This is a genomic window from Umezawaea tangerina, assembly GCF_003002815.1.
Taxonomy (GTDB): Bacteria; Actinomycetota; Actinomycetes; order Mycobacteriales; family Pseudonocardiaceae; genus Umezawaea; species Umezawaea tangerina.
Window position 1 is genome coordinate 88055 of the sequence record NZ_PVTF01000013.1, and the last position, 17619, is coordinate 105673.

Genomic DNA, 17619 nt, shown 5'->3' on the forward strand with positions numbered 1-17619 from the left:
TCCCGGAAAGGAACATGATGACGCTGTCCACCGGACGGCGCGCCTCCGCGCGCCCTCGAACGCCGCTCATCGCCCTCGTCGCCGCCGTCGTGGCCCTGCTGGCCCCCGGTGTCGCGCACGCCGAGGCGCCGTCCAACGACGACCTCGGCTCGGCGACGCCGGTCACCGCGCTGCCGTTCGCCACGACCCTCGACACCGCCGAGTCCACAGTGGACGACGACGACCCGACGTCCTGCTACGGCTACACCAGGAACACCGTGTGGTTCGACTACACCGCCGAGCGGGACGGGATGGTCAGGTTCGTCGCGTCGGGCACCGGGTTCTCCCCGCTGATCTCCGCCTACACCGGCGTCCGGGGCGACCTCGACCTGGTGGCGGGCTCCTGCTCCTACGACAGCGGCACCCCGCGGACCTTCCAGGTCACCGCGGGCACGTCCTACCACCTGCTGGTGGGGGCCTTCTACTACGGCGGACCGGTGTCCGTGCGGGTGGAGGCCGCGAGGCCCGCGCCCAACGACGACTTCGCCTCCGCGCAGGCGCTCACCGGTCCGCCCGCCGTGGTGGAGGGCGAGCTGGGGCCGACCTCCGTCGAGCCGGGTGAGCCGGTCGCGAGCTGCGACCGGTCCGCGGACCGGTCCGCCTGGTATACCTACACCTCGCCGACCACCCGGTCGGTGGCGCTCGTCGCCACCGCCTTCCGGCAGCCGTCCGTCGCGGTGTACCGGGGTAGTGCTCTCGGTGGACTGTCCGAAGTGGACTGCGTGCCGTCGCGGTACACCACGGCGGTGTTCACGGCGGTCGCGGGGGAGACCTACCGCATCCGGGTGGCCGAGGAGGCCGCGAGCGCCGGCTGGTTCGAGCTGCGGATGACCACCGCGTCCCCGCTCCGGCCCGATCCCTGGTTCTCCCCGGCGCGGCCGTCGGTGTACGACGACGTCGAGGTCTTCCCGTCCTCCGGCGACCCGCTCGGCCGGGACCTCGTCGGCGGCGAGGTGCGGTTCGGCGACGGCACGTCGGCCGCCATCACCGGCGAGCGCGTCCGGCACCGGTACGCCGCCGACGGCACCTACACCGTCGAGGTGACCGGCACGACGTCCGACGGGCGCACCGGGACGGGCTCGGCGGAGCTGGTGGTCGAGACGCACGACGTGGCCGTGTCCGCGTTCACCGTGCCCGCCTCGGCGAAGGTCGACCAGACCGGGCGGCTCACGGTGTCGGTGGTGAACACCCGCTACGCCGAGACCGTGCGGGTCGACCTGTTCAAGGTCGTGGACGGGCAGCCGCGGCAGATCGGGCAGCTCACCCAGGCGGTGCCCGCGCGGGCGGGCGGCAAGGTGGACTTCCCGTTCGCCTACACCTACGGGCCCGCCGACGTGGGCGCGGTGGTGTTCAGGGCCGTGGCGGTGATCCCCGACCGCTACCAGGACGCCAGGCCCGCGGACAACCAGGCGACCGGCACGACGACCGTGCGGGCGAAGCTCGCGGGCGTGCGCTGACCGGTCCTGATCGGACGGACGTGCCCGGTGCGACGCTGTGCCGCACCGGGCACGCTCCCGCTACGGGGCGGTGATGGGGCTGTCCAGCCCGTCGGTGGACGAGCGCGGGGTCAGCCTGCTCGCCGCCGGGGCGGGGGAGGGGAAGCCGAGCACGGCCAGCTCGCCGTTCACGCCGTTCTCCGCCTGGCAGTCGGTGGTGCAGGCGGTCGGCGGGTTCGCGACCTCGGTCGCGTCCTCACCGGTCACCATGCCCATCCGGCCGCCGCTGGCCACGTCCCAGACGCTCACGCCGCCGCAGTGGTCGCGGGTCTCGGACAGGCCGAGGGCGTTGGTGAAGTCCGGTCCGCAGGACGCCTGCCGGATCCGGGTGGCGACCTGGGCGCTGTCGCGCAGCACGAGCTTGGGCGCGCCGTCGTCGGCGATGTTGACCCGCGGCGCGACCTGCACGCAGAACTGGTCGGGCGGGCCGGTCGCGACGTCCGTGCACTGCGAGCCGAGGAACTTGCCCAGCTGCGCGCGGAACGCCGGGTTGTCGTAGTAGAAGGTGTTGTCCGCCAACGTGTGCACGATCCGGGTCCGCGCGCCGTCGCCGCGTTCGGGCTCCATCTGGAAGATCCCGCCCTGCGCGCAGTCCTTCGCGGTGATCTTCACGCTCAGCCCGCCGGTGCCCTTGCGGCTGATCTCCACGGTCTCCTTGCGCACCCGCAGCTCGATGCCGCCGGTCATGGTCAGGCCGCGGTGGTCGGGCACCTTGCTCGCGTACACGGGGGTGGCCCGCCCGCCGGTCATGTCGCCGACGTTCGCGGCCCCGGTGAACCCGTAGTCGTAGACGCCCAGCGTGGCCGGGTCGACGTCGAACCGGGTGTACTTGCCCTGCACGGTGAACCGCCCCGCGGGCGCGGGCACGGTGCCGCGGAACTCGTTGCTGCCGCTCTTGCCCAGCACGGTGAACCCGCCGCCGTCGCAGAACTTCGAGCTCGCCGCCGAGGCGGCGGGGGCGGTCACGAGGGGCGCCACGGGGACGAGCACCACCACCGCGAGCGCGGCGAGGGTCTTGGTCCGGTGTGAGGTCACGGTCGCTGCTCCTCGTCTGCGGCGCCCGAGCGGCGCCGACGGACCACTATGCCCAAAGTGGTTCAACGTTCAACCAAGTGAGACGTGGGGAGACAGCGACTCGATAGAACGGACGAACGGGAGCTACCTCCCGTCGCGGTCAGCGCAGCAGCACCCGCAGCACGACCTCGGCGCGCCGCGCGTCGGGCTGTTCGTCGATGAGCACGCGGGTGTGGATGTAGGACTCGGTGATGCGCGCGGCGGTGTAGGCGAGGTCCTCCAACGGGATCTCCGTCGAGACCAGACCCGCCGCGCGGTCCTCGGAGATCAGCTCGCGGATCAGGCCGAGGTACCGCTGCTGGTACTCGCCCGACGTGCTGGTCAGCAGACCCAGCGCGAACGCGGGCTCGTCGCGCAGCAGCTGCCGCATGCCGGGGTGGTTGTTCACGTCGCGGACGAACGCGGTCAGCGCCGCGGCGGCGCGCGGACCCTCCGCGGTCTCGGTGCGGTAGCCGTCGAACGTCTTGCGGGTGGCCGCCCACAGCACCTCGGTGATCAGCTGCTCGCGCGACCCCACCCAGCGGTACAGGGTGACCCGGTTGACGCCCAGCTCGTCGGCCAGCCCCTGCATGTCGATCCGCTCGCCGGTCGCGAACCGGCGGCGCGCGGCCGCGAACGCGTCCATCACGGTCGGCCGCGACGACGTGCCGCGCAACGCCCTGTCCAACGCGGTGACCTGCTCCTGCTCGTCCACGGTGCCCCCGTCGATCCCTTGCCCACCCGTGTTCGGCGAGCCTAGAGTGTAACGACTTCCGTGGTGTGTTGCAGAAATGCACCATGATCGCTCAGCGTTGCGCGAGAAGGGCTTGGAGCCATGGTCGATGTGTCAGGGAGCTGGGACGCCCGGTTCGAACCCGTGAAGGACGCCCTCGCCCGTCAGCTGGAGTCGGGCAACGAGCTGGGCGCGAGCGTCGTCGTGGACGTGGGCGGCACGACCGTCGTCGACATCTGGGGCGGCTGGCGCGACACCGCGCACACCTCGCCGTGGACCGAGGACACCATCACCAACGTCTGGTCGACCACCAAGACCGTCACCAACCTCTCCGCCCTCGTGCTCGTCGACCGCGGCCTGCTCGACCCGTACGCGCCCGTCGCGAAGTACTGGCCGGAGTTCGCCGAGAACGGCAAGGAGCGCATCGAGGTCCGGCACCTGCTCAGCCACACCTCGGGGGTGTCCGGCTGGGAGGCCCCGTTCACCGTCGAGGACATGTACGACTGGGGCACTGCCACTCGGCGACTCGCCGCGCAGAAACCCTGGTGGGAACCGGGAACCGCCTCGGGCTACCACGCCAGCAACCAGGGCCACCTCATCGGCGAGCTGGTCCGCAGGGTGACCGGCACACCCCTCAAGGCCTTCGTCACCGACGAGCTCGCGGGCCCGCTCGGCGCCGACTTCCAGATCGGCGCCCTCGAGTCCGACTGGCACCGCATCGCCCCGGTCGTCCCCCCACCCCCGCTCCCGTTCGACCTCGCCGCCATGGACCCCGAGGCCCCCATGGTCAAGACCTTCACCGCTCCCGCCACCGACGCCTCCACCGCCAACACCCCCGGCTGGCGCCACGCCGACATGGGCGCCGTCAACGGCCACGGCAACGCCCGCTCCGTCGCCCGCATCCTCAAGTCCCTCGCGCTCGGCGGCACCGTCGACGGCGTCCGCCTGCTCTCGCCGGACACCATCGACATCATCTTCGACGAACAGTCCCACGCCCCCGACCTCGTCCTGGGCGTCCCCCTCCGCTTCGGCATCGGCTTCGCCCTCCCCGAAACCCAAACCGTCCCCTACGCCCCCCAGGGCCGCGCCTGCTACTGGGGCGGCTGGGGCGGCTCCGTCATCATCATGGACCTCGACCGCCACGTCACCATCAGCTACATGATGAACAAAATGGCCCCCGGCATCATCGGCTCCGACCGCTCCCAGGACTACGTAGAAACCACCTACGCCTGCCTCGACTGAAAGTCCACAGTGGAGCCAAGCCAAAGAAGCAGGGCAAAGCAAGAAAAACTCACCGACCACAACGAACCGAAACCGAAACCGATCACGCTCGACCACAACGAAATCGAGCCCGCCCGTCCGCCAGCGGCCGACTTGACTTGGGGTTTTTGGGCTTAGACTTGCGTCGGCGGGCAGGCTCTACCACCTGCCCTTTTTCGCCCGACGAAGCCCAAAAAAGGGGCCCCAAGTCAAGTCGGCCGCACCCCCCACGGCCGCAGCGACACCCCGCTTGAACCCTCTGCGGCTATACCCGTTTGACCCTCTGCGGCGATACCCGCTGTCGAGCAACCGCCCAACCAGACCCGTTGTCCCCTCAAGAAACCCACCTCCACACCAACGGCGGCCGTCCTCCCTTCGGCAACGACGCCGCATGCTGCTCCGTCCTCTCCAACCCCGGTATCCGATCCATCGTCCTCCCCAGGTTCGCCGGGTACGGTCGATCCCCCGTCAGCACCTCCGTCACGTCCAACGCCTGCGCGGTCGTGAACTCCCTCCCCAGCAGCCCGGACGTGAACGCCGTGTCCCGCCACAGCCGGTCGGCCAGCAGCGGCCTGCAGTCGGCCACGATCCGGTCGTGGTCGAACGCCAACGGCGGCACGGCTGTCAGCGGTACCCACGTCGGCCCCGCACCGCCGAGGTGGGCGGGGTCCACCGTGGCCCACAGGGCGATGGAGAGCGTCGGCCCGCGCGGGTCGCGCGACGGTTCGTCGAACGTGGCCAGCTGTCCCGTCGCCGTCATCGCCTCCTCGGCCACGCCGAGCTTCCCGGTCACCGCCCGCCGCGTCGCGTCGCGCAGCCGTTCACCCCGACCGAGCAGCACGCCGGGTAGCGCGAGCTCTCCGGCGAACGGGTCGAGCGCGCGCGGTGCGACCCCCAGCAGCACCGCGCGCGTCGCCGGGTCGAACCTCAGCGCGAGCACGTCCACCGACACCAACGTCGACTCGATTCGGGGCGCGTCCATGCCCGGATTCTCCCGCACCTCAGCGCGGCACCGGGGTCCGGACGGAGTAGTTGTCGCGGTCGGCACCCGAAGCGGTGACCGCCACCGGCACGCCGAGCGCCCCCTCCAGCCACGCCACGGGATCCGGCATGGCCTCCAGTTCCGGGACGCACCTGGTCAGGAACCCCGTCGGGTCGGAGCGGTCGGGCAGTGCGGTGTACCGCGTCGAGTCCGCCCAGTACGCGGTCGCGACCCACGAGGTGGGTGCGTCCAGGTGGGTGACGGCCAGCCCGTCGACCCCGCCGCACGCGGCCACGGCGTACCGCAGCAGCACCGCGTCCAGGTGTCCGGCCCGCCACGCGCCCTGGTACTCGCCGGTGCCGTTGTGGCGTTCGGGGAACCGGGGGAGCAGCGCGGCGTCCTCGGTCGGCAGCGGCCCGGCGCCGTGCCGGGTCTGGTAGGTCCGCGTCACGCCGAGGACGCGGGCGGACCGGCCGCCGAGCAGGGCGCGGGCGTTGTCCGGCGTGACGGTGGACCACGTGGTGTGCGGGTGGAACCCTCGGTGCTCGTCGAGCAGGACCCCTTGCGCCCCTTCGAAGACGAGCCGCCCGGTGTCGGCGAGGCGGCCCACCTCGTCGCCCGAGGTCGTCCGCACGGCGTCCGCGAACGCCCGGTAGAGCGACACGAGCTCGTCGACCGAGTGCCCGTCGCCGACCAGCGGCGCGTAGCACCGCGCCAGCGCGTCGAGCTTGCGGCGCAACGCCTTCGGGTCCGCGCAGTCGCCCACGGTCGGGGCGGACCCCGGCGTGCCGGGCACCTCCTGGCCCTCCACGACGTCACCCGCCGCGGCGCCCCGTCGTTCCAGCAGCGCGTACCAGGCCGTCTCGCCGATGCCCTTGCCGCACGAGCCGTGCCTGCCCTCGCCCCTGGCGTCCTCCCGCGCCCGGTTCGCGGCCACGTGGAACGGCGTCGTGAGCAGCGCGTCGGCGTCGACCGACACCATCCCCAACGGGTCCTCGACGCCCAGTGCCGCCAGCTCGCGCGACTCGGTGGCCAGCGCGATCGGCTCGACCAGCACGTGCCGGGACAGGAAGGTCGGCACGCCCGCGAGCGTGCCGGACCCGAACTGGCTGAACGTGTGGTGCCGGTCGCCGACGACCACGTTGTGCGCGGCTTGGGCGCCGCCGTTGAACCGCACCACCGCCGTCACCGGGCCGTCGGCGCACAGCGCGTCGACCACCGCTCCCTTGCCCTCGTCGCCGAAGCCCAGCCCGACCACGACGACGTGCTCCCCGGTCCCCACGTCAGGCCAGCGTGACGTCGTCGGGGCCGTCCAGCATCGGGGGAGTGCCCGACCTGGTGAGCGCCTTGGCGCCCGCGCCGACCTGGACCAGCGCCTTGCCGACCGCGCGGCTCTCGGCCGCCGACCCCACCTCGGCGAGGTCCACCATCGCCTGGTCGAGGTCGACCACGCGCTCCTCCAGCCCGATGGTCGCGGCGATCAGCTCGCACACCGCGCCGGGGTCGTCCAGCTTGAGGAAGTTCTGGCCGAGCACGTCGCGCCAGTGGTCGGCGATGGCGGGGTCGTCGTAGTAGGAGGACTTGTTCGGCAGCACGAAGTACACGTGCCACTTGCGGGCCAGCTCGCGGTACACCGACACGGGGTCGACGTCCTGGCCGAGGTCGTCGCCGATGACCCGCTTGACGTGCCGGGCCTCCAGCCGCGGCTTGTTGAGCTCGTCGCCGATGATGAACAGGTACCCCTTGCGACCGCGCTTCCGCCACGCGTCGGTGACGACGTGCCGCGCCATGAAGTACGCGGCCAGCTCGTAGGACTCGCTCTTCTGGCCGCCGCCGTTGCCCTCCAGGAAGATGTCGCGCAGCTGCTCGTCCATCCGGTTGTCCGACTCGAACTGGCCGACCTGGAGCGGCACCCGGTCGCTGTCGGCGTCGCCGATCCCGCCGAACAGCAGCTGCGGGTCGGCCAGGTAGCCCTTGCGCCGCAACAGCCCGTGCAGCTTGCCGAGCTTGCCCTGCATGATCTTCGGGACGCTGCCCATCGAGCCGGTCACGTCGAACAGCACCGCGATCGGTGTCGAGTCCGCGTGGTCGGGCGAGTCCCGGCACTCGCGGGCCGTCACGCCGAACGGGTCCATCGACGGTGCCGCCTTCCACGTCGCCGACGGCGTCCCGCGCATCGCCGAGGTGTAGCCGAAGTCGTCGATCCCCTTCGCCGCGCGGAAGGTCTTGGCCGCCGCGTAGGCGTTGTCGTCCCAGCTGCCGTGTCCCATGGTCAGGCTCCTGTCTCGAGGTTCGGGAGGGCGAACGGGCGGAAGACCCGCGCGCCGTAGAGCTCGTCGAGCAGCTCGTCGTACTCGTCCAGCAGGTCGACGGCGTCCGGCCGTCGTGCCGGGCGGTCCTGCATGCACCCGGTCGCGAACGCGCGCTGCCGGGTCTCGCCGCGCCCCAACAGCTCCAGCATCAGCGCGTGCGCCATGTGGACGTCGGTGGCGGTGGTGACCGGCGACCCGTCGAGGACCTCCGGCGGGTAGGCGATCGCCTTGCTGGTCGCCAGCGGCCGTTGCCCCGTCTCGACGGCGAACGACCAGCCGACCAGGACGACGCCGTGCTCCTCGGGGTGGACCAGCACGTTGTCGGCGGAGATGGCGCCGTGCACCAGACCCAGCCGGTGCGCGCCCGCCACGGCCCGCAGCAGCCTGCGGTGCATCCACGCGTAGTCGCGGCCGTCGAGTCCGGCGGGGAACGCCCGCCGCACCCGCGCCAGCGTGACGAACCCGTCGACCAGCGGCTCCAGGACGGTGAACGCCCGGTCGCCGCGGACCACGTCGCCCGAGCTGTCGGTGATCCGGGGGTAGTAGGGCCGCAGCCACCGCTCGCGGTCGGTGAACCGGCGCAGCGCCCGCAGTGCCCGCCCTTCGGCGTGCAGCAACGGGTTCAGCGCCGGGTTGCGCACCACCTTGACCACCTGGGGACCGTCGGTCCGGTACACGTTCGCGACGCTGCCCACCGCGTGCAGCCCGCCGACCCGGTAGGTCCCGGTCGCCGTCCGCAGCTCCACCGCCGTCGCCCCGCACCACTCGCGGTGCAGCCGGGTCAGCTCCGCCGACGCCGCGTGGGCCCGCCGGTCGGCCGGTCCGACCACGTCGGGGTGCAGCACCGCGGCCAGTCCCCGGTAGTGACGCCGAGCCCCCTTCCGGAGGTCCGCATCCGTGGTCGGAGGTCCGAAGAGGTCGGTGGGCGAGGTGGCCCGCTCGACCTGGTCCAGTGCCTCTTGCCTGGTGAACATAGTTTGAGTCTATGTAACTCAAACCTGGAGCGCAACTGTGTTCCGGACGACAGTGGACGGACGGGGTCAGGCGCCGCCGGGGCCGAAGCGCTCGGTCCTGATCCGGGCGGGGTCGTGGCCGAGGTCCACGAGCAGGTCGGCGGCGGTCTCGACGAAACCGGTGGGGCCGCAGACGAAGCAGTCCGGCGCGAAGTCGGCGGGCCAGCCCGCGGTGACGAGGTCGGCGGCGCCCAGGCGCTCGGGAGGGCGGGGCCAGTCCTCGGGGGCGTTGCGGGTGTAGAGGTAGGTGACGTCGAGTCCCGGAACGGGACGGCGCAGCTCGTCGACGTAGAGGCGGTCGGCCGGGCGGCGCACGGAGTACAGCAGCCGGAACGGCACGGGGGAGCGGCGGGCGCGGATCATCGCCATCAGCGGCACGATGCCGGACCCGCCCGCGAGCAGCAGCACCGGCGCCGTGCTCTCCGGGCGCCACACGAACCAGCCGCCGATCGGGCCGCGCAGCTCGAACACGTCACCGGGCTCGGGGACGCTCGTCAGGTACGGCGACACCTCGCCGTCCTCGACGCGCTGCACGGTCAGCTCGACCCGGTCGCCGTCGGCGGGCGCGGCAAGCGAGTAGCTGCGCTGGGTGCTGTAGCCGTCCTCGGCCGTGAGCCGCACGTCCACGTGCTGCCCAGGCAGGTGGCCGGGCCACCGCGGCACGTCCAGCACGAGCGTGCGCGCGACGGGCGTCTCGTCCCGCACGCCGACCACCTCCGCGACGTGCCAGGGGAGCCTGCGCACCACGTCAGTCGCCCTGGTAGCGCTGCTCGCGCCACGGGTCGCCGTAGTCGTGGTAGCCGACGGCCTCCCAGAACCCCGGCGAGTCCTCCCGCATGAGCCGGATGCCGCGCACCCACTTCGCCGACTTCCACAGGTACAGGTGCGGCACCAGCAGCCGGGCCGGGCCGCCGTGTTCGGGGGCGAGGTCCGCGCCGTCGTAGCGGTGCACGATCCAGGCCTGCCCGTCGAGCAGGTCGAGCAGCGGCAGGTTCGTGGTGTACCCGCCGTAGGAGCGCACCATCGCGTAGTCGGCCGAGGTCTCCACGTCCTCCAGCAGCACGTCGAGCGACACGCCCTGCCACCGGGTGCCGAGCTTGGACCACTTGGTCACGCAGTGCAGGTCCACCTCGGGCTTCTCGTGCGGCAGCGTGAGCAGGTCCCGCCACGTCCAGGTGTGCTCGACGCCGACCTCGGTCGTGATCGTGAGCTCCCACCGGTCCGTCGACACCCGCGGTGTCGGACCCGTGGACAGCACCGGGAAGTCCTCGGTCAGGTACTGGCCGGGCGGCAACGCCGCGTCCCCGCCACGAGGTCTGCCCCGGAACCCGCGCGAGACGATCGCCACGGCCCTCTCCTCTCCTCCGTGGCGGCCAGTCTTCCCGCTCCGGCGCGGATCGGCCCGGTGACGTGGCGCACCCCGGCGTGGCGCCGCGGGGTCCGCGGCGCCACGAGGGGTCAGCCCGCGGCGTTCATCAGGTCCACGGCGCTGTGCTGGCGCGCGCCGTCGCTGACCTGGAACGGTCCCGCCCACGGCTGGTCGTAGGAGTCGGCGCCGGAGCGGTCGCGGCTGTACGCGCTGTCGGCCTGGCGTTGCAGGTACGCGGTGTAGGGGTGGTCGGACAGCGTCCGGTTCAGCGCCGCCAGGCCGCGGGCGTAGACGCCCTTGAACGACGGCACGTCGCCGCCGCCCCCGTTGTCGAACAGGATGCCGCCGGGGTTGAGCGAGGTGCTGCCCGTCGAGGCGTTGGCCATGGTGCGGGCCTTGGTGAGGAACGCGGCGTCACCGGTGGCGCGGTTGAGCTCGGTCAGCGCGGCCAGCGGCACGCCCTGGTTGTAGCTCCACGTGGTCTGGTTGTTGTTGGCGCAGCCCGAGGTGAGGCCGTCGTTGACGAGGTTGGAGCCGTTGATCATCCCGCTGTTCTGGAACCAGGTCCAGCCGGTGCGGGCGCGTTGCAGGTAGACGGTGTCGCCCGCGATCCTGTTGTGCAGCGCGGCGTTGATCTGCACGTAGAGCGCGTTGGTGATCGCGTTCTTGTACGTCCGGCTGGAGCTCCACCACACCCCGCCGCCGCAGGTCGAGTCCCAGTAGAGCTGCATGTGGTCGGCGTCGGTGCGGGCGGTGGAGAGGTACCTGCTGTCGCCGGTCAGGTCGTAGGCGTCGATCCACGCGAGACCCCACCAGGCGACGTCGTCGTTGTAGGCGTTGATGAAGTTGCCGTCCCAGGCGGTCCGGTTGAGGTCGTAGGTCCTCGCGATGGCGTAGCGGTAGCTGCCCATCCCGGTCAGCCTGGCGTTGTCGACGACCGCGGTCAGGGCGTTGGCGGAGTTCCACCAGCCGGTCGTGTCGAACAGCCCGTTGCCGAGGTTGTAGCGCTCCATCAGCGCGGTGGCGGCGGCGGTGCGGCGGTTCCCGGCGTTCCACGTCGTGCGGTACCAGGCGGTGCAGCCGATGGCGGTCGACCCGGCGGGCTGGCCGCAGGCGCGCAGCAGGCCGACGCCGAGGTTGGCCCAGTCGTCCACGTTGTACATGAGCGTGCGCCAGTCGCCGAAGCCCGCCGGAGTCCTCGTGTCACCCAGCTTCGAGCCCGAACCCCAGCTCACGCCCGCGTCGAACGAGCGGTCCAGCCACACCTCGTCGCCCTGGGCGGCGGGGGTGATCCTGGCCCACCCCATGGCGTCGGTGTCGTCGAAGTGCATCGAGACCTGCTTGCCGCCGACGGTCGTGGTCTGGGTGACCCGGTCGGCGGGCGCGAGTCCGGGATCGCGGGCGTCGCAGTACTTGTTGCAGATGGCGGCCTCCGTCGACGGCGGGGCCTGCCCGGTCGACGAGGGGCCGCCGGTCGGGCGCGCGGAGGTGGTGTCGGGACGGGTGGCGGACCGCTGGGCACTCGGCGGCAGCGCGGGATCGCGGGTGTCGCAGTAGTTGTCGCAGGCGGCCGTCGGTGGTGGTGGCGCGACCGCGGCGGGCTCGGGCGGGACGACCACGACGAGGGACAGGACCAAGGACGTGAGAACGGCAGCGTTCAGCACGAGACCTCCCGGAGCAGGGGTGGGTGGCCTGAAATGTGAGAGCGCTCTCAATTCGAGATTAAAGTTCGGTGACCAATGGAGTCAACAATCCGGACAGGCCAGGTTTCCGGACATCCGGAGGGAACGCGGGGCAACCTTTCCCGTTCCTCCGGCGTACTCGCCCCGGAAGTGTCGTAACGGAGATCCTGGGGGATGTCGTGGTGAGAGGTTTTCGTGCCAGAGCCGTGGTGGCCGCGTTCGCGGCGGTCGCGGTGGTGGTGGCCGGTTCGTCCGCGGGGGTCGGTGCCGCACCGGCCCCCGCGGGGGCGCTGGACCCGGCGGCGGTGCTGCCGTCGGTGCGGTACCTGGTGAAGACGTTCGGCGTGTCCGAACGGGAGGCGCTGCGGCGGTTGGAGCTGCAGCGCGAGGCGGTGCGGCTCGACGAGCGGCTGCGGCGCGAGGCGGGCGCGGAGTACGGCGGCATGCGGCTCGACCAGGAGGCGGGCGGTGTGCTGGTGGTGTCGATGACCAAGGCGGCCGCCGCCGAGCCGTTCCTGGCCGGGCTGGACCGCGCGCACGTGCGGACCGCCGAGGTCCGCTACTCGTTGGCGGACCTGGTGAAGACTCGTGACCGGATCGCCGCGCAGGTCGGCACGGGCTCGGACGCGGTCTACCTGCCCGCGGTCAGCGAGGCGGAGAACCGGGTCGTGGTCTGGGAACGCGACTGGGTCGCGAAGGAGAAGGCGGTACCGGGCGTCTCGGCCACCTCGGACGCGGTGCGGCGCGCCGTCTCCGGTGAGCCCGCGGTCGTCCGGACGCTGGTGAAGCCGACCCCGTTGGCCTCCACCCCGGACGTGGACTGGGGCTTCTGCCACCCGCTGTACTGCACGGACTACGGCCCGATGCGGGGAGGTCTGCGGCTGGACATGAAGCGCGACAACGGGACCTGGGGCGGGTGCACCAGCGGGTTCAACCTCCGCTCGACCGGTGGCGGGTTCCCCGGCAAGGCGTGGGTGCTGACCGCGGGCCACTGCATGGCGACGAAGACGAACAACACGCCGACCCAGCACAACGGCAACGACGTGCTGGCGCAGCACGGGATCGAGAAGAACTCCTACCCCTACGACTACGCGGCGCTGCCCTACGTCGACGCCGCCACCGCGACCACCTGGCTCGACGGCCAGCCCGGTCACAACCGGGTGCTGACCTACTGCCGCAACGGTGGCCTGGACAGCGACGCCGACACCCCGTGCGGTCAGCAGGCGACGTCGGTGGACGAGTACATCACCGGTACGCACGCGCTGGCGGAGGTCAGGGCGGGCTGGGTGGTGTGCGCCACCGGGTCGGGGTCCAGCGCGGTGAACTACCCGGACTCGGTCGACAGCGGCGCGGGTGTGGACTACCTCGTCGGCACCCGGTGCGGCCGGGTGCTCTCGACCGACGTCGGCATCAACACCGACCTCTGCGCCCGCGCGGGCGACAGCGGCGGACCGCTGTTCAGCCAGGTCGACCACACCGCGCTGGGGATCCTGGAAGGCAGCCAGCAGAGCCGTTCCGGTGCCTGCCAGTCCGGTGAGCTGAACAACTACGTGCCGATCGACACCATCACCACGGACCTCAGCGCCAGGGTGGCGGCGCAGGGGTCGGTGTTCTCGGTGATCACCACGCCCACCGGCTGAGCGCGCGACGGGCTTGCGGCGGCCGCGGCCGCCGCAAGCCCGCACCGGTCAGTCCAGGTGGAACCGGGGGTCGGTCGCCAACGCCGTGAGCTGGTCGGTGCTCAGCGGCAGGGCGTCCAGCGCGGGCAGCTTGCTGCCGCCGAACGCCTTGGCCTGGGCGACGAGCACCACGGTGCCGTCGGCGTACCGGTAGGCGACGAGCTGGTCGAACCCCTTCTGGTCGCCGGTGCCGTCGGAGGTGAGCACCCCGACCTGCACGCCGTTCACGTCGACGACCGCGCAGCTGCCCTTGGCGCCCCAGCTCAGCGTGGTGGCGCACGGGTCGGCCGGGAGGTCGTTGCCCGCCGTGGTGATCTGCAGGTGCACCGCGCCGGTCTTCTCCCCACCGGTCGCCACGACCGGCGTGGACGCCAGGTACTCCCACACCTGGCCGCCGGTGTCGGTGTACTTGTCGAACTGGGACTGCGTGCGGCTCGTCGCGTCCTGGAGGCTGTCGACGCCCTGCAGCCCCTGCGGGAGCGCCGCCCGGAGACCGGCCATCAGTCCCGCGCTCTTGTCCGCGCGGGGGCCGTTCGTGGCCGTGCGGTCGGTCTGCCCGTCCGGCCAGCTGGTCTCGGTGCTCCCGGACCCGGCCGCGGGCTGCCCCACCGCGGTGCCGGGCGCGTTGGCGGCCTTGTCCCCGGTGAGCGGCACCTGCACGTCCGTCCCCTTGCCGGGCCCCGCGACCTGGAGCTGACCACCGGTCAACGACGGCAGGTACGTGGCACCCACCGCGATCCCCACGACCGCCAGACCCGCCACCGCGCCGCCCCAGGTGGCGCGGCGCTGCCGCTGCGCCTTCCGGCCCGCGGCCACGGCGGCACCGGTGTCCATGGGAGGCGGGGGGCTGCTCGCCACCATCACGTCGCGCAGTGCGCTGGTGAGTTCTTGCTCGTTCATCGGACCCTCTCCTGGTATTCGTCGGCGAGCCTGCCGCGCAGCGTCTGCAGCCCCCGCGCGGCCTGGCTCTTCACCGTTCCCGTCGTGCAGTTCAACGCCCTGGCGGTCTCCTCGACCGACAGGTCCTCCCAGTACCGCAGGACGAGCACCGCCCGTTGCCGGGGCGCCACGTGCGTGAGCGCCTCGATCAGCAGGAGCCGGTCCTCCGCGGACCCGCCTCCCGGTGCCTCGGAGTCCGGGGTGAAGTCGGCCTGGCGCTCCTTGCGGAACCAGCCCCGCCGGGTGTCCGAGACGAACGTGCGCACGAGGATCTGCCGGGTGTAGGCGTCGAGCACCTCGTGCCGCGAGATCCGCCGCCAGGCCAGGTACAGCTTGGTGAACGTGGCCTGCACGAGGTCTTCCGCCCGGTGCCAGTCACCGCACAGCAAGTACGCCGTACCGCGCATGGCGCTCGACCTCCCCGCGAAGTACTCGGCGAACTCGGCGTCCCGATCACTCATTCGACTCCTCCATCGTGCGGTACCGCGGTAGTCACGCTCGCGGAGCCGGATTCGGTTGCACCGGGGGAGGGGAAGTCCCGACCTGGTTCGCACGACGGTGGGCGCACGGTCTCAGGTGAACACCTTGGTGAGCTCGATGCGGGAGCGGATGCCCAGCTTGGTGAAGATGTTGCGCAGGTGGTGCTCCACGGTCCGCTGGCTCAGGAACAGGCGCGCGGCGGCCTCGCGGTTGGTGGCGCCCTCGGCGACGAGCCTGGCGATCTGCGACTGCTGCGGGGTCAGCTCGGCGACCAGACCCGCCTGCGGCGAGGACGTGGTGTCGCCCGCCCCGCGCAGCTCGGCGCGGGCGCGGTCGGCCCAGTAGTCGGCCTCGTGGTGCTCGAAGTGCCGCACGGCGTCGCGCAGGAGTTCCCTGGCCTGCTTGGGTTTGCGGTTGCGGCGCAGCCGGGTCCCGTGGAACAGCTCGGTCTTGGCCAGCTCCATGGTGGCGCCGCCGACCTCGTGCAGCCGGATCGCCTCGGTGAAGTGGTCGTCGGCCTCCGCGCCGTCGGACACCAGCGCGTGGCAGCGGTGCGCGAGCGCCATCCGCGCCGGGCTCTGGCTGCTGCGCGCCCACCGGTCGTAGCGGCGCAACGCGCCCTCCGCCGTGGACGTCCGCCCGCAGGCGACGGCCGCTTCCACGAGGTGCGGCGCGGCCATCGCCTTGATGCCCGCGTGCACACCGCCGGACGCGATCGGCGGGATGCGGCGCAGCGCGTCGGCGGGCCGGTCGCGGGTCAGGTCCACGCACACGAACGCCCACGCGCCGATCGTGCCGCACCGGCCGAGGCCGCGGTGCTCGATCTGCTCGGCCGCGGCGCCGATCCGGTGCACGGCGGTGTCGGCGTCCCCGCGCAGCGCCGAGAGCAGGGCGAGCACCACCAGGTGGTCGACCACGGCGTTGTGCTGGCCCGCGGCGGTGGCGGCGTGCACGCCCTCGAACGCCGCGGTGAGCGCGACCGAGTGCTGGTCCACCATCATCGCCGACAGCGCGCGGCAGGTCAGCGCCCACGGCACGAGCGTGGTCAGCCCGCTCTCGCGGGCCGCCGCCACGCCGCGGCCCGCGAGCTCGTGCGCCTTGTCGGCGTCGCCGAGGATGTAGGCCGCGTGCCCGCCCCACACCTTCCCGTGCGGGGTCGGGTCGAGGTCGGCCAGCTCGACCACCGACCGCAGCGCGGGCAGCGCCTCGTCGTGGCGGCCCGCGTAGCTCGCCGCCGTGCCGACCAGGTGGTCCAGGACCAGCCGGGTCGTGGCGGGTTCGCCGTGGGTGCGCAGCCCGGCGGCGAAGTCGGCGATCCGGCCGTGGATGTGGTGGGAGCCCGCGATGGCGGCGGCCTCGCCCGCGAAGCCCAGTGCGAGGATCGCCAGCCCCCGGTTCGTGCCCAGCAGGTCGCCCGCCGCGCGCATGAGCCTGCGCGCTGCCGTGTCCGGCTGCCCGTTGCCCAGGTCGAGCCCGCCGCGCACCACGTCGGCGAGCGCGCGCAGCTCGGAGGCGTCCGACAGCGGCGCCGCCTCGCGCAGCAGCGCCCGCGCCCGGTGCGGGACGCCCCGCTTCCAGTGGTCGGCGGCCGAGGCGACCAGCCGCCGCGCCCGGTGGTCGTAGGCGGTCGTGAGGGAGGCCGCGCGGCCGTGGTCGCGGGCGGCGGCCGCGAAGTCGCCGCGACGACGGGCCAGCGCCGCGGCCTCGGCGAGGTCGTCGGCCTGGGCGTCGCGCGCGCCGGGCAGCAGGACGGCCTCGTGCCACGTGCGCCGCGGCCCCGGCGGGAGGAGCTCGGCGAGCGCGGCGTGCGCGGCGTAGCGGGCCGAGAGCGGCAGCTCGGCGCGCAGCGTCTCGCGCACCAGCGGTCGCGGGTCCATCAGCGCGGACGCCTCCTCGACCGCCGCCACCCCCAGACCGGGCAGGCGCACCAGGGTCTCGACGTCCACGTCGCCGTCGACCACCACGAGCGCGAGCGCGTGCCTCGCCGGGGCGGACAGCACGTCCAACCGGTCGCGCAGCCGTCGGCGCAGCGAGCTGCCCTCGGGCAGGCAGCGCGGCGCGGGCACGGCCCCGCCGAGCTGTTCGCTGGTCAACGAGCACGACAGCTCGACGAGGGCGAGCGGGTTGCCGCAGGCGGTGTGGGCGAGGTCGTCGGCCAGGTCCGCGGACAGGCCGGGCCGCAGGTCGCGCAGCACGCGGACGCTGGTGCCGTGGTCGAGCGGCTCCAGCTCCACGCACGGCAGGCCGAGCGCGCCGCCCTCGGTGGCGACCAGCACGGCCACCGGCTCGTCGTCGACCTCGCGCACCAGGTCGAGCAGCGCGTCCAGGTCGAGCCGGTGCGCGTCGTCCACACACAGCAGCACCCGGCGGCTGTCGGCGGTGAAGTCGGCGGCGGCCTGCCGGGCGGCCCGCAGCAGGGAGGTCTTGCCCGATCCGGGTTCGCCGCGCAGCACGAGCACGCCGCCCCGCCCCGCGCGGGCGCGGTCGAGCACCGCGTCCACGGCGACGCGCTGCCGATCCCGTCCGAGCAGCATGTCCCAGTTGTCCCACATGACGGGACCGGTGTGAAGCGCCGAAGGTTC

The 17619-nt window shown here is 72.7% G+C and carries 15 protein-coding genes; 3 read left to right on the forward strand and 12 right to left on the reverse strand.

What is annotated here, in order from left to right; all coding sequences use genetic code 11:
- Nucleotides 1-17 precede the first annotated feature (17 nt).
- Nucleotides 18-1496 carry a PKD domain-containing protein gene (locus CLV43_RS35995; RefSeq protein ID WP_106193176.1) on the forward strand — a complete coding sequence of 493 codons (1479 nt, stop codon included), beginning with the start codon at nt 18-20 and terminating at the stop codon, nt 1494-1496.
- 60 nt (nt 1497-1556) lie between these two features.
- On the opposite strand, the gene CLV43_RS36000 is transcribed toward CLV43_RS35995, so the two are convergent.
- Together CLV43_RS36000 and CLV43_RS36005 are read right to left on the reverse strand one after the other, a co-directional pair.
- Nucleotides 1557-2570 (reverse strand): hypothetical protein, encoded by a 1014-nt coding sequence (locus tag CLV43_RS36000; RefSeq protein ID WP_106193178.1) that lies wholly within the window; start codon nt 2568-2570, stop codon nt 1557-1559.
- Nucleotides 2571-2709: 139 nt separating this feature from the next.
- The gene (locus tag CLV43_RS36005; protein ID WP_106193179.1) at nt 2710-3303 is read right to left on the reverse strand and encodes a QsdR family transcriptional regulator; all 594 of its coding nucleotides are present in this window, start codon (nt 3301-3303) and stop codon (nt 2710-2712) included.
- Between the two features lie 120 nt (nt 3304-3423).
- On the opposite strand from CLV43_RS36005, the gene CLV43_RS36010 reads away from it, so the two are divergent.
- Nucleotides 3424-4563 (forward strand): serine hydrolase domain-containing protein, encoded by a 1140-nt coding sequence (locus tag CLV43_RS36010; protein ID WP_106193181.1) that lies wholly within the window; start codon nt 3424-3426, stop codon nt 4561-4563.
- 352 nt (nt 4564-4915) lie between these two features.
- Here CLV43_RS36010 and CLV43_RS36015 read toward each other — a convergent pair whose 3' ends face one another.
- The 7 genes from CLV43_RS36015 to CLV43_RS36045 all read right to left on the reverse strand — a co-directional run bounded on the left by CLV43_RS36015 (nt 4916) and on the right by CLV43_RS36045 (nt 11921).
- Nucleotides 4916-5563 carry an NUDIX hydrolase gene (locus CLV43_RS36015; RefSeq protein WP_106193183.1) on the reverse strand — a complete coding sequence of 216 codons (648 nt, stop codon included), beginning with the start codon at nt 5561-5563 and terminating at the stop codon, nt 4916-4918.
- Between the two features lie 19 nt (nt 5564-5582).
- The gene (locus CLV43_RS36020) at nt 5583-6845 is read right to left on the reverse strand and encodes an adenylosuccinate synthetase (protein WP_106193184.1); all 1263 of its coding nucleotides are present in this window, start codon (nt 6843-6845) and stop codon (nt 5583-5585) included.
- 1 nt (nt 6846) lies between these two features.
- On the reverse strand, nt 6847-7833 hold the full coding sequence (locus tag CLV43_RS36025; RefSeq protein ID WP_106193185.1) for a hypothetical protein: 987 nt from the start codon (nt 7831-7833) through the stop codon (nt 6847-6849).
- Between the two features lie 2 nt (nt 7834-7835).
- Nucleotides 7836-8849 carry a protein kinase family protein gene (locus CLV43_RS36030; RefSeq protein WP_106193187.1) on the reverse strand — a complete coding sequence of 338 codons (1014 nt, stop codon included), beginning with the start codon at nt 8847-8849 and terminating at the stop codon, nt 7836-7838.
- A 66-nt stretch (nt 8850-8915) separates the two neighbouring features.
- The gene (locus tag CLV43_RS36035) at nt 8916-9635 is read right to left on the reverse strand and encodes a ferredoxin reductase (RefSeq protein ID WP_106193188.1); all 720 of its coding nucleotides are present in this window, start codon (nt 9633-9635) and stop codon (nt 8916-8918) included.
- Nucleotide 9636: 1 nt separating this feature from the next.
- Nucleotides 9637-10236: a sulfite oxidase-like oxidoreductase gene (locus CLV43_RS36040; protein WP_106193190.1), complete on the reverse strand. Its 600-nt coding sequence runs from the start codon at nt 10234-10236 to the stop codon at nt 9637-9639.
- A gap of 110 nt (nt 10237-10346) precedes the next feature.
- Nucleotides 10347-11921, reverse strand: a complete 1575-nt coding sequence (locus CLV43_RS36045; RefSeq protein ID WP_245887219.1) for a glycoside hydrolase family 76 protein — start codon at nt 11919-11921, stop codon at nt 10347-10349.
- A gap of 200 nt (nt 11922-12121) precedes the next feature.
- Between CLV43_RS36045 and CLV43_RS36050 the strand changes: the two genes are divergently transcribed.
- Complete coding sequence (locus tag CLV43_RS36050; protein WP_106193470.1) at nt 12122-13579, forward strand: chymotrypsin family serine protease; 1458 nt, start codon at nt 12122-12124, stop codon at nt 13577-13579.
- 48 nt (nt 13580-13627) lie between these two features.
- Here CLV43_RS36050 and CLV43_RS36055 read toward each other — a convergent pair whose 3' ends face one another.
- The 3 genes from CLV43_RS36055 to CLV43_RS36065 form a co-directional block, all read right to left on the reverse strand.
- Complete coding sequence (locus tag CLV43_RS36055) at nt 13628-14518, reverse strand: hypothetical protein (RefSeq protein WP_106193191.1); 891 nt, start codon at nt 14516-14518, stop codon at nt 13628-13630.
- Nucleotides 14515-15018: a SigE family RNA polymerase sigma factor gene (locus CLV43_RS36060; protein ID WP_106193193.1), complete on the reverse strand. Its 504-nt coding sequence runs from the start codon at nt 15016-15018 to the stop codon at nt 14515-14517. Before CLV43_RS36060 ends, CLV43_RS36055 begins: the two co-directional genes overlap by 4 nt.
- A gap of 111 nt (nt 15019-15129) precedes the next feature.
- The gene (locus CLV43_RS36065; RefSeq protein ID WP_211304714.1) at nt 15130-17571 is read right to left on the reverse strand and encodes a helix-turn-helix transcriptional regulator; all 2442 of its coding nucleotides are present in this window, start codon (nt 17569-17571) and stop codon (nt 15130-15132) included.
- Between the last annotated feature and the right edge of the window lie 48 nt (nt 17572-17619).